The following is a 23,349-nucleotide window of genomic DNA, read 5'->3' on the forward strand; positions in this document are numbered from 1 at the left end:
GTCTAAAGATAAAGAAACTGATAGAAATGAAAAATCCCACTTTGAAGTGGGATTTAGGTTTTCACATAATATCTATTGAAGATAAACTAATATGTTACTCATTTATTTATTCAAACATCATAGTGTTTGAATTACATATTTCTTCGATACTGTCCGCCTACTTCAAATAATGCAGAAGTAATCTGACCTAAAGAACATTTTTTACAAACTTCCATTAAGGCTTCAAAGATATTCTGGTTATTTACGGCCTTATCCTGTAGGTCTTTAAGGAGTTCTCCTGTTTCATCAGTATTACCTTTATGCAATTCATTAAGCATAGTAATCTGATACTGTTTTTCTTCTTCAGTTGCTCTAATTACTTCTCCTGGTGTTACTGTTGGCGATCCTTTAGAACTCAAGAAAGTATTTACTCCAATAATCGGGAACTCACCTGTATGCTTCAAGGTTTCATAATATAGACTTTCTTCTTGGATCTTACTGCGCTGATACATGGTTTCCATAGCTCCAAGTACACCTCCTCTTTCTGTGATACTATCAAACTCTGCCAGTACTGCTTCTTCTACAAGGTCTGTCAATTCTTCAATAATAAACGATCCTTGGATAGGATTCTCATTTTTTGCTAATCCTAATTCTTTATTAATAATCAACTGTATGGCCATTGCTCTACGTACAGATTCTTCTGTAGGTGTTGTAATTGCTTCATCATATGCATTAGTATGCAATGAGTTACAGTTATCATATATCGCATATAACGCTTGTAAAGTAGTACGGATATCGTTAAAATCAATCTCTTGAGCATGTAAAGAACGTCCTGATGTCTGGATATGATATTTTAACATTTGAGCTCTTGGATTGGCTCCATATTTATGTTTTAAGGCTTTTGCCCAAATTTTACGTGCTACTCTACCAATAACAGCATACTCTGGGTCAATACCATTAGAGAAGAAGAATGATAAATTTGGCCCAAACTTATTAATATCCATTCCACGACTTAAGTAATACTCTACATATGTAAAGCCATTAGCCAATGTTAATGCTAATTGTGTAATAGGATTTGCTCCTGCTTCTGCAATGTGATAACCTGAAATAGATACTGAATAAAAATTACGTACTTGTTTATCAATAAAATATTCTTGTACATCCCCCATTAAGCGCAAAGCAAATTCTGTTGAAAAAATACACGTATTTTGTGCCTGATCTTCTTTAAGTATATCTGCTTGTACTGTACCTCTAACAGTGTTTAGTGTTTCTATCTTAATCTTTTCATAAACATCAGATGGTAGCACTTGATCTCCTGTAACTCCAAGTAAAAACAACCCTAATCCGTCATTACCCTCAGGTAATTCACCTTGATATTGTGGTCTTTCTACTCCTTTAGTTTTATATATAGCTTTGATTTTTGTTTCAACTTCTGCTTCCAGACCATTTTCTTTGATATATTTCTCACAATTCTGATCAATAGCAGCGTTCATAAAGAAACCTAATAACATTGGAGCTGGGCCATTAATAGTCATACTCACTGATGTCATTGCATGAGTAAGATCAAAACCAGAATATAATTTTTTAGCATCGTCTAAACAACAAATAGATACTCCAGCATTTCCTATTTTACCATAAATATCAGGACGATGATCTGGGTCGTTACCATAAAGAGTTACAGAATCAAAGGCTGTAGAAAGTCGTTTTGCCGGCATTCCTAAACTTACATAATGAAAACGGCGATTTGTTCTCTCGGGTCCTCCTTCTCCTGCAAACATACGAGTAGGATCTTCTCCCGTACGTTTAAAAGGATATAGACCTGACGCATAAGGAAATTCTCCTGGTACATTTTCTTGTAAACACCATCTTAGAATGTCTCCCCAAGCCTGGTATTTTGGTAATGCAACTTTAGGAATTTGTGTATGTGATAAAGACTTAGTATGCGTTTCTATTTTAATTTCTTTATCTCTAACTTTAAAACTATATATTGGATCCTTGTATTTTTTAACTTTAACTCCCCAATTAGTAATAATCTCCCAATTATAAGGATCAAGATTAAGTTTTACACGATCAAATTCTGCTAATAATAATTTTAAGAAATCTTCGTCTTTAGAATCTGCTTTTCTAAGACTTTCTTCATCTATACCATTTTTAGACAATGCAATAAAGTCAATATCTATAACACTGCAAATAGTTTTGTAGATTCCGTATAGCTTTTGAGCAACTTCTACCTGGGCGTTTGCTGATTTATCATAAGCTCTATTGTTCTCAGATATTTCTGATAGATATCTTGTTCTACTTGGCGGAATAACAAATATCTTTTCAGACATTTCTTTAGAAATATGAAAGTCTGAATTGAGTTCTGATCCGGTTCTCTCTACAATTTTATCCATAATGGCTTTATAGAGAGTATTCATTCCTGGATCATTAAACTGCGAGGCAATTGTACCATAAACAGGTAGATTCTCTTGTGGCACATCCCACAATTGATGATTACGCATATATTGTTTTTTTACATCGCGTAATGCATCTAACGAACCTCTTTTATCAAATTTGTTAATGGCTACCAAATCAGCAAAGTCTAGCATATCAATCTTTTCTAATTGAGTAGCTGCACCAAACTCTGGAGTCATTACATATAAAGAAGTATCACTATGCTCAAGAATTTCTGTATCTGATTGTCCGATACCTGATGTTTCTAATATGATAAGATCATATTCTGCAGCTTTTAGAACTTCTATAGCTTCTGACACATATTTTGATAATGCCAGATTAGATTGTCGTGTAGCAAGAGATCTCATATATACTCTAGGAGAATTTATCGCATTCATCCTAATACGATCACCTAGCAAAGCACCACCTGTTTTTCTTTTTGATGGATCCACAGAGATTAATCCAATCGTTTTTTCAGGAAAATCTATTAAAAATCTGCGAACCAACTCATCAACTAATGATGATTTTCCTGCACCTCCCGTTCCCGTAATTCCTAAAACTGGTGTTTTGGAAGTCTTATTTTTTTCATGGATTTGATCCAAAGTATCTTTGGCTATTTCTGGAAAATTCTCTGCTGCAGAAATTACACGAGCAATTGCACCTATTTGTTTATCTGCTAAATACTCTGCTTCTCCATTAAGATTATCTCCTATAGGATAATCTGATCTTTCAACAAGATCATTGATCATTCCTTGTAAACCAAGTTCTCTTCCGTCATCAGGAGAATAGATACGGGTTATCCCATAATCCATCAACTCTTTAATTTCTTCTGGAAGAATTACTCCACCGCCACCACCAAAAATCTTGATATGACCAGCGCCTTTTTCTTGCAACAAATCATACATATACTTAAAGTATTCGTTATGACCTCCTTGATAAGACGTCATAGCAATAGCATTAGCATCTTCTTGTATAGCACAATTAACTACTTCTTCTACACTGCGATCATGGCCTAAATGAATAACTTCTACTCCGGTGGATTGAATAATACGGCGCATAATATTAATTGCTGCATCATGTCCATCAAATAAGGAGGCTGCGGTTACTATTCTTACTTTATTTTTGGGTGTATACGGTGCGATTTGTTCCATTAATAATAAAAAGTGGTTTTAGTGGCGCTAATTTACGAAATATGCATCAAAAACGATTCTTTTTTTAGAATTATATAATTTTTTTAACCTCTTTTGTTGTTTCATTGCTTATCATTCAAATTTAGTATCAATTCTAGTTCTTTTTTTAAAAATTATGCATTAAAAAGGTGGTTACATTTTGAATAAATTAAAAACACAAAGCTTCATTACATATAGTTAACATAATAATTTCAATAATAGTAAGTTTATGGTTTGAAAACGGATAATTTAATATCAAAACCAAGTGAAAAAAACTACATTATTAATCAACTGCCCTGATAAAAAAGGAATCATAGCCACCGTTACCAATTTTATACTAGAAAAAAAAGGAAATACTGTATACATAGAACAACATGTTGATCGTGAATTAGGAGAATTCTTTATGCGCCTCGAATGTGAGTTTGATCAGGATGATGAAAAACTAGCCTTGTTTAAAGAATCTTTTAATACTCATGTGGCAAGAAACTATGATATGCACTGGGAAATGTATAATACAGATAAGAAACCAAAAATGGCATTGTTTGTATCCAAATATGATCATTGCTTATATGATATATTAGGAAGGCATGCGTCTGGTGAATTGCGAGTAAAAATTCCAGTCATTATTAGCAACCATATAGATCTTAAGCCTATTGCTGATGCTTTTAATATTCCTTTTAAACATATTCCTGTTACTAAAAACACTAAGGAACAAGATGAAGCACAACAGTTAGCTTTATTAAAAGACCTTAAAGTAGATTTTATTGTTTTGGCCAGATATATGCAAATTCTCTCTGCCAATTTTGTAAATCAATTTCCAAATAAGATCATAAACATACATCACTCATTTCTACCTGCCTTTCCAGGAGCTAAACCATACCATTCTGCTTATAAAAGAGGGGTTAAGATTATTGGAGCCACCAGCCATTATGTAACCTCTGATCTTGATGAAGGACCTATTATCGAACAAGAAATTGTGCGTGTATCACACATACATAATGTGCAGGATTTTATTCTAAAAGGACGTGATCTTGAAAAAATCGTACTCTCAAGGGCTATTAAGCACCATATAGAAAGAAAAGTATTAGTGTATAATAATAAAACTGTAATCTTTTCATAAAGGAAAAATATCTCCTGTATTTGCGAACCTGTATCCTTCTTTTTCTAAAGCTATTCTTCCTTTGTATTTTTTATTCATTGCAGGGTTAGAGTGATTAAAATGAATGAATATGATTTTGGATTTTATTGCTTCTGATTCATTTTCAAAAAGTTTTATGGTTTCTTCAATAAAAGGATGCGGAACTTCTGACATTGGCCTAGGGATCTCACCATTTTCAAAGAAAGTAGCATCAACAAAAGCGTAGTCTACTTTTTTTACTTCATCCACAATACTTTTTTCCCATAAAGACCATTTATTAATATCAGGAATAAACAAAGCTGTTTTTTGAACCCCTTTAATAGTATAACCAACCGTTTCTGAATATTCATCTCTATGTGGTACTATAAACGGTGTAATTTTTATTGTTTTGGTTAATGCTATTGTTACCTCATCCTGTAAAGGTTTAATCTGGATATTGTTTAAAGCAACTAATTGAGACCAAGGACCATTTTTTTCTAAAAAAGATTTCATTTTTGGCATAGCATATACCGGAATTCCTTTTGCTCCCATAGCTTCACGACCCAAATGCATCAATCCAGTATAATGACCAATATGTGCGTGGGTTATTAAAATACCATCAATAATTGTATTACTGTGTAAATGCTCTCTATCAAGGTTCGCTAACTGCTCAGGCATATCAGGTGTTGCTTCAAAAAGAAATTTCTTCTTTTCCTTTTGATCCACTACTCCTAAAGCTACTACCAACTCTTTATCAACAACATTTTTTTTAACGTCTGTAAACTCGTCGGTATTATTGATATGTGGAAATCCTCCATCTTGGGCTATTCCTAATACAGTAATGTATTGATTATTTTCAGTTGGTAGATTAGATTGGTCTTTTAACGATTCTTGTGGTTTTTTACAGGAAATAATTAAAATAGATACTATTAAAAAAACTAAATTTGACTTCATCAATTTATTTTTATTGTTTTATTAGCAAAAGGAATTTTAATAACTCAGATCATCAAATCTAGCAAGAAATCATGAAAAAAATCTATATCGTATTAGCCGTTTTTGTTTTATCAAGTTGTGCTGAGCTACAACAAGTAGTAAACAATCTACCTCAACAAGGAGGAGGCTTTGGACTTAGTAATACAGATATTGCCAATGGTTTAAGACAAGCTTTGGATAAGGGAATTGACAAACAAGTTGCTAAACTTACCCAAAAAGATGGTTTCTATAGAAATGAATTGGTAAAAATTTTACTCCCCGAAGAACTAAGAAAGGTAGATAAAGGTCTTAGAGATATCGGATTAGGAAATCTTGCTGATGAAGGCTTAAAAGTTTTAAACCGAGCTGCAGAAGATGCTGTTCAAGAAGCAACTCCCATTTTTGTGAATGCTGTAAAGCAGATTACCTTTGCTGATGCAAAACAAATCTTATTGGGCAACAAAGATGCTGCTACACAATACTTACAAAGGACAACAAGTACAGCTCTTTACGGAAAATTCAGTCCTGTAATCGATAAATCTTTAACCAAAGTAGGAGCAGATCAAATCTGGAACAATATCATAACCAAATACAATAACATTCCTTTTACCCAAAATGTTAATCCTGATTTAACTGATTATGTTACTGGAGAGGCATTAAAAGGAGTATATACTATGATCGCTGTTGAAGAAGGTGAAATAAGAACAAAACTAAGCTCTAGAACTACAGATTTATTAAGAAAAGTTTTTGCACTTCAGGATAGATAATCACTAAAAAAAGAAAGAATAATAGCACATTTTGTGTAGTTTATCGATGTAAACTACGGTTTTGACGATTTGTTTTATTTTTAACAAAAAGGCATCTATTTAAAACCTTTTATGGCAATATAATAGTCTTGACTTTTTTTTATTAATAATACGACAACGTTCTCCTTGACACATTTTAAAAATCTTCAATCTACACCCCTTACTTTAAGAGGTTCGTATATCTGTAAGAGTGTTTTTTAATATGGGATTGCACTAGTTTTGCGCCCGAATTAATAAAAAATTAAAAAGCCCTCAAGTGAAAAACTTAATCAAACTCAACATTGTTGCGGCAATTCTACTGTGCGTAGGATTTATTAATGCCCAAGAAAAAAACATTACAGGCCAGGTTTTTGACCCATCCGGAATTCCGTTACCTGGAACTAATATTCTGGTAAAAAACACCGATAATGGAGTACAGACCGATTTTGACGGTAAATACTCTGTTCTTGCCAATACTGGAGACACCCTAATCTTCTCGTATATAGGTTTTATAACTAAAGAAGTAATCGTTGGAACCTCTGATGTAATCAATATTACTCTTCAAAATGACGTTGAAAGCTTAGATCAGGTAGTGCTTATTGGATATGGTAGCTCATCTAAAAAAGAAGTTACCACAAGTATCGCTACTATAAAAGCCAACGATATAGAAGATTTTACCACACCTAGCGTTCAATCAGTAATTACCAGTAAAATTACTGGTGTGCAAGTAACTCAGTTATCGGGTAGAGTAGAATCTGGAATTAAGGTTAGAATTCGAGGTATTGCCACCGTTGGTGCTTCTCAAGAACCTTTATATGTTTTGGATGGCGTTCCTTTAATAAATGATGACGAATCTATAAACAACTCTCCAATAAATCCTTTGATCGGATTAAATCCTAGCGATATTGCCTCCATTGATTTTCTTAAAGATGCTTCTGCAGCAGCAATATATGGAGCACGAGGTACAAATGGTGTCATCATTATCACAACCAAAAAAGGAAAAGCAGGAAAAACCCAGGTAAAATTAAACACAGCCTCAGGATGGAGTACCGCAACGAATAAAAGAGAATTATTGAATGCAAGACAATATGTAGAGTTTTATACCGAAGCTGCTCTAAATAGTGGTATTTCTTTAAGCGAAATCGAAACTCGATTTGATCAATTATCCTTAGGTAGAGATTGGAGAAATAACGAGGTAGATACTGATTGGCAAGACATTGCATTAGTTGAAGGGTTAACTCAGGATATAGATTTATCAGCAACCGGTGGAAGCGAAAATATCAAATACTTTATCTCTACTTCGTATAATAAAACTGAAGGCATCATATTAGGTAATGAGCTAGATCGATATACACTAAGAGCAAAAGTTGATGCTGATGTCACAGAAGAATCTACAGTAGGTGTTAATATTAATATTTCTAAAGTAACTATAGATCGATTATCAAATGATAATGCTTTTATATCACCTCTACAATCCATTGGTCAATCACCATTAACTCCAGCTTTATTAGAAGACGGAACTGCAAATGTAGATGGTAACTCTACTTTATTTCAAAACTTTTTAGGTCAAGAACAAACCGGAAGATTTGTAACTGATATTTGGAGAACGACAGCTAATATTTATGGTAATTTTTACATCAACGATTATCTAAAATGGAAATCTGAAATAGGGTATGATTCTAATAATCAAAATGCAGAACGATTTTCGGGAAGTTTAACAGAATTTGCTTCTTCAGGAGGAGTTGGTACTGTTACCAATGCTATTACAGAAAGATATATTTTAACCAATTATTTAAGTTATAAACGAGATTTTGGTGAAGCTGTAAATTTTTCTGCCACACTTGGTGGAAGTTTTGAAGAAACCAATCGTAAAAGTCAATTTACAATTGGTCAAGGTTTTCCTTCAGATGATTTACAAACTCTGGATAATGCTGTATTAATTACAAATGGAGGTTCTAACAAAACTAAATATAACTTCTTATCTTATTTTGCCAGATCACGCTTTAACATTGCCGATAAATATTTATTTAACTTAAGTATTAGACGTGATGGTTCTTCGCGATTTGGAGAAAACTCGCAGTTTGGATGGTTTCCCGCAGCATCAGCAGCTTGGGTTGTAACAAACGAGCGATTCCTTGACAACTCTAATTTTCTTAACAAACTAAAAATCAGAGGTAGTTGGGGTATTACCGGAAATGCAGAAATCGGAGATTTTGCAAGTAAAGACCTTTATGGTGTAACTACCTATGACGAAAGACTTGGGGTATCACCAATTCAACTGGGTGATGCCGAATTACGTTGGGAAAAAACCACACAATATGATCTAGGTGCAGATTTCAGTATTTTTGGAAACTTTATTTCGGGAGAGTTCGATTATTATCAAAAAACGACTAATGATCTATTATTTAATCAACCATTACCTGGTACATCAGGGTTTACCTCTGTAGTTCAAAATATCGGAGAGATCGTTAATAAAGGTTTTGAGGTTACCCTAAATGCACGAATAATCTCTAAACCATCATTTACCTGGAATACAACTGCTTTATTTACTCAAAACAAAAACGAGGTTACAGATTTACCAAGCGGAGATATCGTAGATGGAGTTAATATCATAAGAAAAGGAGAATCAATTTCTTCTTTCTACCTATATGAATATGCAGGAGTTGATCCTACCAACGGAGATGCATTATTTTATACAAATTCAATAAATGCAGATGGATCATTAAACAGAACCATTACTAACAGTACCGTAAAAGCTTCCAAAATCATTACAGGTGATCCTTTTCCTGATTACCAGATAGGATTTACCAATACTTTAAAAATAAAAAACTTAGATTTTCAATTTACTTTTCAAGGAGAATTTGGAGCTTCTATTTTTGATCAGGCAGGTGAATTCACTTCTGGAAATGGTAAATTTTTAGACAACCAAACTATTAATCAATTAGATCGGTGGCAAAATCCTGGAGATATCACCAATGTTCCTCAAGCAAGACTTAATCAAGAAAACGGACAAGCAAATTCTACTCGTTACCTAGAAGAATCTGATTTTATACGATTAAGGAATATCACTTTGGGGTATACTATCGATCCTGCTTTTTCTAAAAAATTCTATCTAGAAAAGGTTAGGTTTTACTTTAGTGGTGTCAACCTATTTACTATTACCGATTATGAGGGATACGACCCCGAATCTACTGCAGATTTTAACGGAAATTCTGGAGTAAGAACAGGGATTTCTTTTTATTCTGCACCTCCTGCCAAAACATACACCATAGGACTTAACATAGAATTTTAATTATTTGATTTTTAAAACCTAATTATCAAAAATCTTAAGTAAAAAACATGAAAACTTATATATACTCATTCATACTGTTAGTACTTTCTATACTAACAATCAGTTGCGAAAACAAACTTGACATCGACCCTGATCAAGCATTCACTACAGATGATGCATATAATACTCCAGAAAAAGTAACCAATATTCTTACTGGTACTTATGCCCAAGCAGGCCAAGCGGCTAGTTATGGCGGACAGATATATACCATGTCTGAGTTATTAGTAAATAATGAAGAATTAAAATGGAATGGTACATTTTCTAGCTTGGGAGAGTTTAATAATAAACAAATTGATACGGATAATACATTTGTTGCCAATTTTTGGTTAAACGGATATGACATCAGTAATCAAGCTAATATTGTACTAGACAATTTACAGGTTTATGAAAACATAGGCTTTAGAAACATAATAGAAGGAGAAGCTAAATTTTTAAGAGCAGTTACTTACTTTGATCTGGTACGTTTCTTTTCAAAACACAATAACGATGGCATTCATGGAGAAGAACCTGGAGTTCCAATCATTAAAATGTCAGTTACCACCTTAGAAGATGTTACTTTTCCGTCAAGAAATACCATTAATGAGGTTTACGATTTTATTATAGGCGACTTAGAAGATGCAATCCTTCTTTTACCCGAAAACAATGGTATTTTTGCTTCCTCCAATGCGGCCAAAGCTTTATTAGCACGAGTACAATTGCAAATAGGTAATTATGAAAGAGCCCGAGATCTGTCTAATGAAGTAATACAATCAGGAAGATACTCTATTACTCAAAACCTTAGTAATGCTTATAATAATAGTGATAATTCTACAGAAGATATTTTTGCCTGGCAAGTGACTGATTCTGATGGGAACAATAGCATGAATACCTTCTGGGCAACAGATCGATATGGTGGTAGACCTGGGAACCCTGATATTTCTATTGAAGATGCTTTTTTTGGAATATTTGATGATATTAATGACAGAAGAGCTGGTTTCTTTTATACAGATCCAGCAAGTGGTTCTGGCTTGGCAACTTATAAATGGATCACGGGCAACGCAAATATTCCTTTTATTAGACTACCAGAAATGTACCTGATACGAGCAGAATCTAATTTTGTTTTAGGAACAACTGTAGGTGCTACTCCTATTAACGATATTAATATAGTCAGGACTCGTTCTAATGCAGCTGTATTAGGTAATTTAACTTTTGTAGACATTGTACTAGAAAGGTTAAGAGAATTATCCTTTGAAGGTCACAAACTTCATGATTTTAAAAGATTAGAGTTATCGATTGGATCTATTGAATTTGATGATGACCGATTAGTATTTCCTATACCTCTCAGAGAAGTTGTTATAAACCCTAACCTAGAACAAAACGACGGGTATTAAATTCGAAAAACACCTATATTTACTATTAAAAAGGATAGAGTTTATATAAATTCTGTCCTTTTTTTGTGTTTTTGAATCTTCTTGTCAGATTGGTTCAATATCTTTTTTAGGTTTTCAAACTACGTTAAGAATATCTTCACTTTTTTTATCATCCTATTAGTTTAAGATTAACTACAAATTAAGAGATGTCTAGAGGTTTTACTTTTACTTTTACACCGTTATAATACAAGTAAGGATAAAATGTTTAATCGGTTAAGAAAAAACAAAACAAAACTACAGCAATTACAGGAACGCTACTGTAAGCTTATGAAAACTGCCTATGATGTTGCATTAAAGGACAAAGGCAAAAGTGATTTATTACACGAAGAAGCTGATCTTATTTTAAGCGAAATACAAAAATTACAAAATCAACCTTCTCAAACCTCTTCTGTTTAGTGAAGCGTTTTAAAATAATTAAATGCCGCGGTTAATCGTGAGCCATACCAGGAAAAATACTCTCCGTCAACCAATATTGTTTTTACATCAGGATTAATATCATTTATTTCTTCGATATGCTTTTCTGCAAAGGGAAAGGGTTCTGAAGATAATAGTATAAGATCAATATCTTTGATAGTTGAAAGTTCATCTTCGGATATTTCTGGATACCGTTCTTGAGCTCCAAATACATTGATAAAACCATTTATTTTTAATAAGTGATCTATAAAGGTATTAGTACCTACTGTCATCCATGGTTTTCTCCAGATAAAATAAGCTACTCGTTTTTGAGGTTTATCTTTAATAAAATCTAGAAAGGAATTTAGTTCACTTTTTATTCGTGAAGCTATGATTTCTGATTCTTTAATACATCCTAATATCTTTCCGTATTGCTGAATCATTTCCAGGGAATCTTCTATTGTAAAGATATCCGAAACATGTACAGGATATTCCTTTTCTAAGGTTTCTACAATCTCTTTTGTATTCTCTTCTTTATTGCACAGTATTATCTCAGGACTAAGCTCTCTAATCCTGTCATAATGGACATTTTTGGTACCTCCAACATTTTTTTTCTCTCGTCTAATAGAATCAGGATGTACACAAAATTTGGTAATTCCTACAATGTGATCAGATAACCCTAGATCTACTAATAACTCGGTTTGAGAAGGAACCAAAGAAATTATTCTTTTTGGTATTCCTGGTAACTTCAGCCTTCTATTTAATTGATCTTCGTATACCATGCTTTTTTAATAAACATCATTTATTGAATGCCTTTACAATCCTTAAACAAATCTTAAATCCTTAAAAATTAAACAATTAAACATTGTAATTCCTACAAAAATTCCTTATATTAGGAAATAAGTATTAATTTAAATTTTTGGGGCTATGAATTCAGTACTACTCAACGTAATTATTTACGGTATCATGGCATTTTTTGTAGTTTTCATTTCGTATGGACTCTATGGATATGCAAAACAAGTTTTTAAAGCGAATAGACGTTAAATTCTATTCTTAAAAAAAAGGGAACAAGAAATCAACTTGTTCCCTTTTTTTATGCTCTTTGATCTAATATCATTTTCATTTCTTTTTGAAGTTCTGATGCTTTATCTGCTGCTGCCGTAGCATAATCCATTCCGTCTGATGCATAAATAATTCCTCTCGAAGAATTAATCAACAACCCAATCTGGTCATTCAATCCATACTTGCAAACATCTTGTAAGTTTCCTCCTTGTGCTCCTACTCCTGGAACCAATAAAAAACTCTTTGGAACGATTTTGCGTATCTCTCCAACAAACTCTGCTTTGGTAGCACCAACTACATACATTAAATTTTCAGAATTTTTCCATGTAAGAGATTCGCCTAAAACCTCTTGATATAAAGGAGTTTTGTGCATAAGCGGTTGCATCTGAAAATCAAACGCTCCTTGATTCGAGGTCAATGCTAATAGGATTGTATGCTTATTATCAAATGCCAAGAAAGGTTCTACAGAATCTTTACCCATATAAGGAGCAACGGTTACCGAATCAAACGCCAGATCTTCAAAAAAAGCTTTGGCGTACATTGTACTGGTATTACCTATATCTCCTCTTTTAGCATCAGCAATGGTAAAAATTTCGGGGTGATTGGCATTAAGGTATTGTATTGTTTTTTCTAAAGATCTCCATCCTTTGATACCATAAGCTTCATAAAAGGCAGTGTTGGGTTTATACGCTACCGTAAGATGATGAGTCGCATCAATAATTGCTTTATTAAACTCAAAAATCGGATCTTCTTCGTTTAACAAATGCTTTGGGATTTTAGTAAGATCTACATCTAATCCTATACAAAGAAATGATTTCTTTTTGTGTATCTGCGCTACAAGTTCTTGAGTAGTCATATTTTAGTATTTGTTTTATCTTCAAAATTATTCTTTACCATCAACATAATCTTGTAGATAGCTAAATCTCTCTGTTAATTTACCATTTTGAGTCATTCTGGCTTTTTCCAGAATATCATCTTTGTCATTATTAAAAAATGAAGGGATCACGTGTTCTAAAAACATTTCTCCAAAACCTTCACTTGCATCTCTAGGTAATTCACAAGGCAAATTATCTACTGCCATTACTGCAATTGCTTTAGGGTCCAGATAATCAATTTCTGATTCTGTTACAGGATCATATCCATAGATTGGATCTGCAATGGTAGAAGATCTAATTGTAGTAGCGACAGGTCCATCGATATCACATGATATATCTGCTACCACCTTAATATTAAAATCTTCTGATTTAACGTCTTCTCTTGTATAAATAAAAGGCGCACCATCTCCAAAAAAGTGACCCGCAATATACATATCACTCACCTTGGCAAATCTCATAAAATCACCAGTATACTCCTGGGGATTCGTATAAAAATCGTTCTTATCAATTGTTTGACCGTCTTTGCGTTTGTTATAATCTAACACGTCAATTTGCACATACACAGGTTCATCAAAAGTTTCGTTCAAATACTCTTCTACCGATACTTGTCTGATGTTCATTGCTTCCAAAATTTCTCTGGATCCACCTCCTACTTTACCATTTCCTGTCAATACGATTTTAATATTGGGTAATGTAACTTTAGATAACGCTGATTCTAAAGATTTTTGATCAGGCAATGTTTCTGCCTTTGGTAATTCAAAAATGCCGTTTTTAAGTCCCAATGTCCTAAATCCGTTATATGCTCCCACTATTCCGGCATATCGTCCAAAACCTATTAATCTAAATCCTCTTTTTCCTACTATCACTTCATGATCATAAAGTTCAATATTCTTTTCAAGAATAGCTAATAACAGGTCTCTGTTATAAGGCTGTTTTTTAATAGTATGAGAAAAGAAAAAGTACTTTTTATTAGGGATCAATGCAGAAATAGGTACTTCTTTTACACCTAGTAAAACATCGCAAGTGGATACATCTTCAGAAACCTCAACACCAGCTTCCTGATACTCAGAATCCTTAAAAATTCTGATATCTGATTTTTCTACTGTAAAAGATGCTTCTGGATAGTTAGATTTTGCCTTTTTAAGACCACTTGGAGAAAAAACAACACGACGATCTGGCGGGTTTTTACGTTCCCTGATGACACCGAACTTAATCATATGATTTTGGTATGTATTTTGTTGATTTAAAATTGCCGCTAAAGATATGACAATTATAGTTATATTTGCCAACCATTTTGGATGTCAAGTCTCCATTTTTAAGTCAAATTAACTTTAAAATTGCGTCTTGAAGTACAAAAATAGTATCGGGGTCGACTGGTTTTGACAGCGAGATGAATAGAGTGGTAAGCACGTCGAGCGCTGAGATACAGCTCGTAAATATCATATTTCACTTTTTTAAACGGCGAGAATAACTACGCCCTAGCTGCATAATCCGAACTATAGTAGGATAATGCCTCGGTTCGCAAGGCGAACAAGCAGGATACCTCTCAATAGCCTTGGTTTGCGGCGATTGATTATGAGGTATCGTAAAAGTAAACCTAGAAATTATAGAATCTCGATATAGTTTCGAAATTTAAGAGAATAAGCGATAGGTTGGCGGTTTTTGGTCTTTCTTATCGACGAAAATTAAACAAAAACTAAACGTGTAGAAAGCTGTTGTATTTCTTGTTTGGACGAGGGTTCGAATCCCTCCGACTCCACTGTAATTCTTAAAAAACCCCTGTAAACACAGGGGTTTTGTTTTAAAGCCTTATATTCTTATTTTTTGATAAACTTTGATATTAAGTCAATATAAAACTCTTTCTAAAAATAAAAAAACAGTTATCAAATTATCTTTGATAACTGTTTCGATCTTAAAATATAAGTTTAGATAGTTTCTTGAGCACCTACAGGAGGAGTACCAGCTACGAATGAGGCTGTTATTAGTAAACCTCCTCTAGTTTTTATATTAGATCTTACTAAAATCCCTCCTGAACAAATCATTTGGAAACCATTTCTTGAATAAATTGCCCGAGTAATGGTCCATGTTCCTTTTAATTTTAATTCTTCACTTCCTTTTTTACAGTGATTATACACCTCTTGGCATACTCTTTTCTCATTTTTAGTAATAGAAGAACTTAAAGCATGATAAAGAACAAGATTTGCTCGCTCTTTTACACTAGCATTAGATACATTTTTTGCTTCTGAAATATAATCCCTAGTAGGATCTGGTGTTACCTCTACTTCAGACAGTTTTTGTTTTTCTTCTAACGAAATTGCATTTTCTTGTGTAATCGAATTACTCATAATAATATATATTTAGGTTAATAATTTAATGCAATTTAGACAGTTAGTTTGCTGATACTCATCAGTAAAAACCCTCAATAACACAGTATAAACCACTAATTATCAACACCTATACATTCTTCTTTAGTTTTAAATCAACTACAGGTTCTATTAAAAATAATACCTTACAAAAGCTTCCATTGCAGCATAACTAGCAAGCCCTAAGGCTTCATATTTTTTTGCAGTATCTCTATTTCTATCCTCTGTACGCATCCAAAATTCTCTGGAATCATCTCCTTGAAACATAACTCCATCTTTTTGTGACTGATGATAAAAAATAGCCTGACGTTTCTTTAATACCTGATCAGGACTCATAGGCACAGCCATCTCTATTTCATGAATATCCCATTCGTGCCAAGCTCCTCGATATAACCATACCCAGCAATCTTTCATATACGGTTGTTTTTTTAACCGCTCTAATGCACAAAAAACTGCATCCAGACATACTTTATGGGTACCATGAGGATCTGCAAGATCTCCCGCGGCATATATCTGGTGAGGTTTTATGTTCTCCATCAGTTCACACATAATATCTATATCTACCTCTGATAGCTTATTCTTCTTTATTTTGCCAGTTTCATAAAAAGGTAAATCCAGAAAATGTACTTGATTATCTTGCAATCCAAGATATCGTGTAGCAGCATACGATTCTCCTCTTCTTATCCAACCTTTTAATTGTCTTACTTCTGCAGTATCAATAGTTCTTTCTTTTTTATTTGATAACCCATCAATGATTTTTTGTGTTTCTTCAGATTCTGGATTTAGGCGTTTGGCTATTTCTGCAAATTTTAAAGCTTCTTGATCAGATACTGCTATATTGCCAGAAGTTTGATATGCTACATGCACTTCATGTCCTTGTTCTACTAAACGATCAAAGGTTCCTCCCATCGATATCACATCATCATCGGGATGAGGACTAAAAATAATAACCTTCTTTTTTTCAGGAACCTCACGTTCTGGTCGATGAGTATCATCTGCGTTGGGTTTTCCACCTGGCCACCCTGTAATGGTATGCTGCAGTTTATTAAACATTTTTATATTAAGATCATAGGCTGGTCCTTGTTCTGCCAATAATCCAGACATTCCATTGTCATTATAATCTTTGTCTGTCAGGCTTAAAATAGTTTTCTGAGTTAACTGACACAACCATACGATCGCTTTATCTCTCAATTCATTTGTCCAAATACAAGGACCTACTAACCAAGGTGTTTTATTTCTGGTTAATTCTGACCCTGCTTTAATATCTAATATAAATGTTGTGTTTTGATGATTTTGTAAATAGGTAGCTGGTACGTGTGGAGATAATTTTTCTTCTATAGTTTTTTTTATAATCTCTGCCTTGTGTTCTCCCCATCCTAATAATACAACCCTTCTTGCAGCACTCACGGTTGCTATCCCCATCGTAATAGCTCTTCTGGGAACATACTCTATTCCTAAAAATGACGAAGCAGCATCAACTCTTGTAATATGATCTAATGTTATAATTCTTGTTCTGGAATTATAATGTGATCCAGGTTCGTTGAAACCAATATGCCCTGTTCTACCAATACCTAATAATTGAAAATCCAACCCTCCTACTTTCTCTATCTTTGATTCGTAATCCAAACAATATTGATGTAACTCATCTTCTTCTATTTTACCATCCGGAATATGGATGTTTTCAGGTAATATATCAATATGGTTAAATAGGTGTTCGTGCATAAAGTAGTAATAGCTTTGGATGTTTTCTTTATCCATAGGGTAATACTCATCCAGGTTAAAAGTAATTACATTTGCAAAGCTTAAACCTTCTTCTTTATGCATCCTAACCAGTTCTTCATATACTTTAATGGGTGATGAACCTGTTGCTAATCCTAATACACAAAACTGTTTTTCTCTATCTTTTTCTCTAATCAGAGCTGCAATTTCTTGCGCTACTATAATAGAAGCCTCATTAGAGTCTTTAAAAACCACATTGTGGATTTTTTCAAATCGCGTTTCTTCAAACTGACCTGCAAGCTTGTATTTTATCTCCTTATTGTTATTAATTGTTTCTACTTTCATTACTAAATCCTTCAATTTTTTAAAATAAATTACCACATTATCTTACATAATCATCTATCTTTTATCGATTTGAAAAGGGTTGATTTTTGTATAATTATTGATCCTTCTATGCTTCCCAATCTAATTGTGTATAATGTCTTTTTAAATATTCTTTTACTGCAGAGATATCTTCTTTTGCTGTTAAATCCGGAACGTGTTCTGAACGAGGTATTCCAATAGTCTTTTGAGGATGTTTTTTTATCATATTTAAAAGTGCTGTAGGTAATTCTTTTTCATTTCTTTTGGGATGAAACGGGCAATTCTTTATATAAGGATATAGCATTCCTCCATCAAACTTAAATGCATTCATACTCACTCTTATCTTTCTCTCAACATCTTTATAGGTATCTACTTCATCTAATGATGGTTTTTCTATAATACCTATCAGAAAATTATGTGTATCTATCTGAGCTACGGCAAAACGAGAAATTCGTTCCAAAGGAAAATCAAACGCATCTCGGTCATAGGCAATAAAGGCATTTGGATGATTTGTGTTTCTTAACGCGTATAGCGCTTCTGTAGAGTATAAATTATCACTATTACATACTGTGTAATATTCCTTATTAAGATGTGGATATTGTTCAACTGCCTGAAATAAAGCATCAGCAGTTCCTGATGGCTTTTCTCTTCCTGGCATAATATATTGTATTGCAAAAGAGATATTTAATCCGTTAAAGTCATTATCGCTATCATTACTTCCATAAAACTCTTTAAATAGCCCTCCTTGTTCACTAATCACTATGTATACATTTTTATATCCTGCTTGTTTTGCGTTATATAATAAATAGTCCATCAGTGGTCTCCCATTAGCTCCTACTCCAATAAGCCCTTTGCTCCTAATATTGGCTTGTTGTATTTCTTCTTTGCTAAGAGTATCGGTGGTAGTTGGCTTTTTCATTCTTGAAGATGCTCCTCCTGCCAGAATTATTAGATTGTTATGCATTTTTTACGTTTGTTTTATAGTCTTTAATATTCTTGCTCCAGAATCCACAGTCACCTGATAAGCGTTTTTGGCTCCTGCTTTTATAATTTCATTGATAACCTCCTCTTCTTTTCCTTCTGGAGCAAGTACTACAATACTGCCACCTTTTCCTGAACCCACAATTTTACCACCATAAGCACCTCCATCTAATGCTGCTTTAATCATATTATCTATTTTGGGAAGTGATACTTGCAATACATCTCTTAATATCTGATGATGTTCATTCATTAATCGACCTATTTTTTCTATGTCCAAAGCCTTCTTCTTGAATTCTATTAATGCTTTTTTTGTTATATCATGATTAGAAATTGCCGCAAATAAATAAGGAATCAATCTATCAGGTAATTGATTTGAATATTCCTTCAATTGTTCTTTTTTTGCTTTTTTTATATCAAAATCAGAATTCTTTTCTTTGATTTTATGAATTGCTAACCAAGCATTTTCTTTCTTTTCCTTAAGAAGTTTTGTAGTCTGTTTAGGGATTCCTGATTCTGCTATAATTAAACTTTTCAATGACTTATCAATTCGTTCGTATGAAAAATCATTCCCCGTTTCGAGGTATATTACTTTACCCAATCCTATACTATATTGATCCATTTTTCCTCCTGGTGCTCTATGTTCTAACACTTCCGCTTCCTGTGCCAATCGAGATATGTATTCTGGTGTAACTTCTCCATTAATCCCAAAAGCTTCTATCAAAAATTGCACCCAGGCAATAACCACTGCAGACGAGCTGGATACTCCTGCATTTATAGGTAAATCTCCAGAAATCGTAATATCATAGCCCTGGTTTGGAATACAACCATATCTTCTCAAAACTTTAAGTGCTGAGAGTAGATGATCTCCATTTTCTATATGACCCAATTGATCATAGATATCAATTACTCTTTCTTTCTGAATATCTGGTTTTTTAATATTAAAAATTTGAAGGTTATTCTCTATCGCTATTAGTTTAATATGCCTGTTTATTGCACAGGCAATGACCGGTAACCCCAAATAATCCTGGTGATCTCCAAAGAGGCAAGTCCTACCTGGAGCTAATGATACTATTGTATCTTTTTCAATACTTGATTTCAAAATATGATTGGTTTTTAAACTCTTGACTTCTATTATTTAATTATGAATTATGCACTTTCTTTTTCTTTACAGAAATACAATGAATCAATTATCAAAACTGAAAATCAATTTATCACCGGCTGGTTTTATTCCTGAAACTGTTTGCCACGTATTTGTATCTGGTTCTCCAACCCGTACGCTATAAACAGCTTTTTTATCAAAAATTTTGGGTTTAAAAATGCCTTTATCAATACGTATGGTATACTCTATTTCTTTAGAAACCTCATTAATTACCTGAACTACAGGTTTTTTCAAACCTTTAATTTCTATTTCTGGCAAAAATGCCTGAGGTTTGCGGCCGTAATTATCTTCTTGACTAATCTTGATTGGCCATCCATCATATTGTATTTTGTCTCCTTCCTGAGGCTTTGCATGTCTTGGCCAGCACTCTATTATGATAGATCTTGATTTTTTATTTAATTTGACTATTCCATATCCAGCAGCTCTATCATAAAGTTTTGATGGTTTTTTACCTGTATACAATGGGTTAGATACAGCGTGTACTGTCATTTTATTTCCAAATCCATCTGCATATTCTCCAGTATATCGTGGTTTTTCAGGATCTCTATTACCACCTTCTATCAGTGGGTACCATCTTCTGGGCCAATGATTTGTTATTGAAGGAACGCAAAGCGCATACCCGCTATCATTCCATTCTTCTACTCCGTATTGAATTGTAGAACCTAAATGTTGATCTCCTGCTATATGAAATGCAAATCCTTTTCTAATAGCTTTGATTGCTTTATTCCTTCCTGTTTGGGGCCATCCATTAGAATCCAAATCGGCTACTGGTCTGTCATTTATAGCATAATCTCCTTTGTTCATTATTCGTAAACTCGGAATCACTGCTCCTGACATAGCTTCTTTAGGTAAAGTGGCCACATTTGCAAAAATCGTTTGGGATAATAACACTTTCATTTCTGCTTGATAGCTCCAATCTTTGGCCCATTCATTTAAAAATAATAACTGCCTTTCTCCCAGAAGTTTTGCTCCTTCAACATCTCCATGTTTTTTAACATCAAAATCTTTGTTTTGCACCCAACCATTTTTGATATCTGCTTTGGGTAAGTGTTTTTTTGGAGCAGATTTAAACTTTCGATCTTCCAGAATTGCGAAGCTGATACCTCCATACACCATATCAGTATAATATGTACCAATACTTTGTTCTACAGGTGTATTATCAAATGGATCCGGAAGATGACTTGTTTGTGTTCTTTCTACCATTTTGACCCATTGAGCTGGCATTTTATATCCTCCGGCATCTTGAGCTTTGGAACCTTGTCCATATTCTTTTGGAGTAGCCTTACCACTTTCTCCCCATATATTACCATGATATACATCATGATCATCTGTAATACTGACTGTTGGTCGGTTCTTCAACAAATCTCTATATGCCCAACCATACAAATACCATTTTCGTAAATAATCCAAGGTTGCCTTTTCATAAGGTGCTCTCTGTGCTCCATATCCTCCATTAGACTCATAGAGCTGATCTCCAGAAAAGAATAAAACATCTGGGTTATGATAATCTATTTGTTTGAATATATCTGTATTAGGAAATCCTAAATGATCATTACCTGTAAACCCTGCGATTACAATCTCTTCTTTATCTAATGGTTCTTTTCTTATGACTCCGCTCCAATAATATTCTTTTTCTGATACATCACTTTTATTCATTGTATAGCTTAGTCTATACTGAATATCTTTTTTGATATCCCATTTTTCAATTTTAAATGTAGCTGTACGTGCATCTTTATTTATGGGACTTTCTGATATAGTTTTCCAGGCATCATTCTCTTTGACCTGTAATCTTACTTTTTGATCAGTAATAATAACAGGCGTCATTTGAGCGGTAAGTTTTAAAACTCCTCTACTTAATGTATATTGACTAAAAGCTATAGGTCCAAATGTACATGTATTACATTCTTTTAATTTACTTCCTGATATTTCCCAATTTTTAAAAGACACACTTTTTTGATTACGATCGGGGTCTTTTTTCTTAGTATTATAATGACTCACTAAAACTAAATCTCCTACCAGTTTTTCTTTATTTATCTGATTTTGAGATAATGCTTTTAATACTTCTTTAGTTTGAGAATGTACTACAGCAATTTCTATTTGATATATACTTTCTATCAGGAATATATTCAATTCGAGATCTACTCCTTGTTGTAACATCTTTTGAATACCTTCATCTTTTTGATTTTCTTCAGGAAACTTTCCAATAAACAAATTTCCGTTTGTAGTAATTCCTACTGGTAATCCTTTTCCAAAAACGGCATCATCCCGATAATCATTATATTCTCCTTGGGATCCAATATTAAACCCTACCCAATTTATATCTGCGTTTGATTCTTTTGTATTAAAAAGCTTGAGGTTAATTTTCATCTTCAAATTACCTCTGGTCGTATCTAGTTTTTGTGTTAATAGGTGAACATTTCTATTGGGACCGCTAGCCAGACACTCTAATCTACCGTCTATTATTTGCCAATCCTGCAATGGATTTGACCAATATTCTGGACCTATCCAATTACGTTTTTCTGGTGTATTAAAATCACTTTTAAAAGTATACTCTTCTTTTCCATTTTGTAAACACCCTGTGAATGTCAATACTGTAATTGGTAAAAAGATTCTGATGCAGATATTCAAAAGAATATTTCTTTTCATCTGTTTAAGATTTTTTAGTTTGCTGAAAATGAAGAAACTAAAAATTTCTGCACATTCAGGAATTCGCATAAAAATTTTAATCATATCGATTGATATACTAATGATTAAATTTGTTTATGCTCATTTCATATTTTTTTGTTATTAAATCATTTTTTAAACTTTTTTTGTAGTATCAGAAATAATATTAGAGCACTGCCCCAATTAGTTCCTCTTTCTACAAAGGCCCATATAGATTCTCCTGATATCGGCCGTATTAGAGCTGTAGAAAACGTCCATATAACAGCCCATAATACAATAATCTTATATGGTTTTATAATCATTAAACTGGCTACAACAATATCTAAAACACCAATCAGAGTCATTAACTTCTCAGACGTTTTAGTTGAGAAACCAACTGTTTCTATATATATTAACCAGTCCATGTTTTTTTCTAAAGCTATAATCCCATGACCTAAAAAAGTCAAGAAAATTGTAAAACGTAAGATCAATTCTATCACTTTAAAAACATCTTTATTTTTTAACTCTGTATTTTTTAAATATGCTTTTTTCTTCATTTTATCATTTGTCTTGGGGTGACTAATATCAATTCACTA

16 protein-coding genes and 1 other RNA gene are annotated in these 23,349 nt (G+C 33.3%); 6 read left to right on the forward strand and 11 right to left on the reverse strand.

Annotated features, from left to right (window positions below; translation table 11 throughout):
- Nucleotides 1-131: 131 nt before the first annotated feature.
- Complete coding sequence (locus U0D62_RS00965; RefSeq protein WP_322193313.1) at nucleotides 132-3,563, reverse strand: methylmalonyl-CoA mutase family protein; 3,432 nt, start codon at nucleotides 3,561-3,563, stop codon at nucleotides 132-134.
- 283 nt (nucleotides 3,564-3,846) lie between these two features.
- Between U0D62_RS00965 and purU the strand changes: the two genes are divergently transcribed.
- A complete protein-coding gene (gene purU, locus U0D62_RS00970) occupies nucleotides 3,847-4,701 on the forward strand; it encodes a formyltetrahydrofolate deformylase (RefSeq protein WP_322193314.1) in 855 nt (284 codons plus the stop codon).
- Here the strand turns inward: purU and U0D62_RS00975 are convergent.
- Complete coding sequence (locus U0D62_RS00975; RefSeq protein ID WP_322193315.1) at nucleotides 4,696-5,652, reverse strand: MBL fold metallo-hydrolase; 957 nt, start codon at nucleotides 5,650-5,652, stop codon at nucleotides 4,696-4,698. The two genes, purU and U0D62_RS00975, sit on opposite strands and share 6 nt — an antisense overlap.
- 71 nt (nucleotides 5,653-5,723) lie before the next feature.
- On the opposite strand from U0D62_RS00975, the gene U0D62_RS00980 reads away from it, so the two are divergent.
- The 4 genes from U0D62_RS00980 (at nucleotide 5,724) to U0D62_RS00995 (ending at nucleotide 11,591) form a co-directional block, all read left to right on the forward strand.
- Nucleotides 5,724-6,437, forward strand: a complete 714-nt coding sequence (locus U0D62_RS00980; RefSeq protein ID WP_322193316.1) for a DUF4197 domain-containing protein — start codon at nucleotides 5,724-5,726, stop codon at nucleotides 6,435-6,437.
- 295 nt (nucleotides 6,438-6,732) lie between these two features.
- Nucleotides 6,733-9,747 (forward strand): SusC/RagA family TonB-linked outer membrane protein, encoded by a 3,015-nt coding sequence (locus tag U0D62_RS00985; protein WP_322193317.1) that lies wholly within the window; start codon nucleotides 6,733-6,735, stop codon nucleotides 9,745-9,747.
- A gap of 47 nt (nucleotides 9,748-9,794) precedes the next feature.
- The gene (locus U0D62_RS00990) at nucleotides 9,795-11,156 is read left to right on the forward strand and encodes a RagB/SusD family nutrient uptake outer membrane protein (RefSeq protein ID WP_322193318.1); all 1,362 of its coding nucleotides are present in this window, start codon (nucleotides 9,795-9,797) and stop codon (nucleotides 11,154-11,156) included.
- Nucleotides 11,157-11,396: 240 nt separating this feature from the next.
- On the forward strand, nucleotides 11,397-11,591 hold the full coding sequence (locus tag U0D62_RS00995; protein WP_322193319.1) for a Lacal_2735 family protein: 195 nt from the start codon (nucleotides 11,397-11,399) through the stop codon (nucleotides 11,589-11,591).
- Here the strand turns inward: U0D62_RS00995 and U0D62_RS01000 are convergent.
- From U0D62_RS01000 to U0D62_RS01010, 3 genes are all read right to left on the reverse strand, one after another.
- Nucleotides 11,588-12,370, reverse strand: coding sequence for a helical backbone metal receptor (locus U0D62_RS01000; RefSeq protein WP_322193320.1), 783 nt, complete (start codon nucleotides 12,368-12,370; stop codon nucleotides 11,588-11,590). The two genes, U0D62_RS00995 and U0D62_RS01000, sit on opposite strands and share 4 nt — an antisense overlap.
- A gap of 311 nt (nucleotides 12,371-12,681) precedes the next feature.
- On the reverse strand, nucleotides 12,682-13,506 hold the full coding sequence (gene pyrF, locus U0D62_RS01005) for an orotidine-5'-phosphate decarboxylase (protein WP_322193321.1): 825 nt from the start codon (nucleotides 13,504-13,506) through the stop codon (nucleotides 12,682-12,684).
- A 27-nt stretch (nucleotides 13,507-13,533) separates the two neighbouring features.
- Nucleotides 13,534-14,739, reverse strand: a complete 1,206-nt coding sequence (locus tag U0D62_RS01010) for an NAD(P)-dependent oxidoreductase (RefSeq protein WP_322194839.1) — start codon at nucleotides 14,737-14,739, stop codon at nucleotides 13,534-13,536.
- A gap of 151 nt (nucleotides 14,740-14,890) precedes the next feature.
- Here U0D62_RS01010 and ssrA point away from each other — a divergent pair.
- Nucleotides 14,891-15,287: a transfer-messenger RNA gene (gene ssrA, locus U0D62_RS01015) on the forward strand.
- A 163-nt stretch (nucleotides 15,288-15,450) separates the two neighbouring features.
- Here ssrA and U0D62_RS01020 read toward each other — a convergent pair.
- The 6 genes from U0D62_RS01020 to U0D62_RS01045 form a co-directional block, all read right to left on the reverse strand.
- Nucleotides 15,451-15,870, reverse strand: a complete 420-nt coding sequence (locus U0D62_RS01020; RefSeq protein WP_322193322.1) for a hypothetical protein — start codon at nucleotides 15,868-15,870, stop codon at nucleotides 15,451-15,453.
- Nucleotides 15,871-16,020: 150 nt separating this feature from the next.
- A complete protein-coding gene (gene nagB / locus U0D62_RS01025; protein WP_322193323.1) occupies nucleotides 16,021-17,952 on the reverse strand; it encodes a glucosamine-6-phosphate deaminase in 1,932 nt (643 codons plus the stop codon).
- A gap of 106 nt (nucleotides 17,953-18,058) precedes the next feature.
- A complete protein-coding gene (locus U0D62_RS01030) occupies nucleotides 18,059-18,934 on the reverse strand; it encodes a sugar phosphate nucleotidyltransferase (protein WP_322193324.1) in 876 nt (291 codons plus the stop codon).
- Between the two features lie 3 nt (nucleotides 18,935-18,937).
- On the reverse strand, nucleotides 18,938-20,050 hold the full coding sequence (locus U0D62_RS01035; protein WP_322193325.1) for a mevalonate kinase family protein: 1,113 nt from the start codon (nucleotides 20,048-20,050) through the stop codon (nucleotides 18,938-18,940).
- Nucleotides 20,051-20,134: 84 nt separating this feature from the next.
- A complete protein-coding gene (locus U0D62_RS01040; protein ID WP_322193326.1) occupies nucleotides 20,135-22,756 on the reverse strand; it encodes an alkaline phosphatase D family protein in 2,622 nt (873 codons plus the stop codon).
- Nucleotides 22,757-22,902: 146 nt separating this feature from the next.
- The gene (locus U0D62_RS01045) at nucleotides 22,903-23,310 is read right to left on the reverse strand and encodes a hypothetical protein (protein ID WP_322193328.1); all 408 of its coding nucleotides are present in this window, start codon (nucleotides 23,308-23,310) and stop codon (nucleotides 22,903-22,905) included.
- Nucleotides 23,311-23,349: the final 39 nt, after the last annotated feature.

This window comes from Aquimarina callyspongiae, assembly GCF_034322225.1.
Classification (GTDB): domain Bacteria; phylum Bacteroidota; class Bacteroidia; order Flavobacteriales; family Flavobacteriaceae; genus Aquimarina.

Bases quoted from the DNA above. Each gene is read 5' to 3' on its own strand.
- U0D62_RS00965 (WP_322193313.1), bottom strand. From the start codon at position 3,563: ATGGAACAAATCGCACCGTATACACCCAAAAATAAAGTAAGAATAGTA.
- U0D62_RS00975 (WP_322193315.1), bottom strand. From the start codon at position 5,652: ATGAAGTCAAATTTAGTTTTTTTAATAGTATCTATTTTAATTATTTCC.
- U0D62_RS00980 (WP_322193316.1), top strand. From the start codon at position 5,724: ATGAAAAAAATCTATATCGTATTAGCCGTTTTTGTTTTATCAAGTTGT.
- U0D62_RS00990 (WP_322193318.1), top strand. From the start codon at position 9,795: ATGAAAACTTATATATACTCATTCATACTGTTAGTACTTTCTATACTA.
- U0D62_RS00995 (WP_322193319.1), top strand. From the start codon at position 11,397: ATGTTTAATCGGTTAAGAAAAAACAAAACAAAACTACAGCAATTACAG.
- U0D62_RS01000 (WP_322193320.1), bottom strand. From the start codon at position 12,370: ATGGTATACGAAGATCAATTAAATAGAAGGCTGAAGTTACCAGGAATA.
- pyrF (WP_322193321.1), bottom strand. From the start codon at position 13,506: ATGACTACTCAAGAACTTGTAGCGCAGATACACAAAAAGAAATCATTT.
- U0D62_RS01020 (WP_322193322.1), bottom strand. From the start codon at position 15,870: ATGAGTAATTCGATTACACAAGAAAATGCAATTTCGTTAGAAGAAAAA.
- nagB (WP_322193323.1), bottom strand. From the start codon at position 17,952: ATGAAAGTAGAAACAATTAATAACAATAAGGAGATAAAATACAAGCTT.
- U0D62_RS01030 (WP_322193324.1), bottom strand. From the start codon at position 18,934: ATGCATAACAATCTAATAATTCTGGCAGGAGGAGCATCTTCAAGAATG.
- U0D62_RS01040 (WP_322193326.1), bottom strand. From the start codon at position 22,756: ATGAAAAGAAATATTCTTTTGAATATCTGCATCAGAATCTTTTTACCA.
- U0D62_RS01045 (WP_322193328.1), bottom strand. From the start codon at position 23,310: ATGAAGAAAAAAGCATATTTAAAAAATACAGAGTTAAAAAATAAAGAT.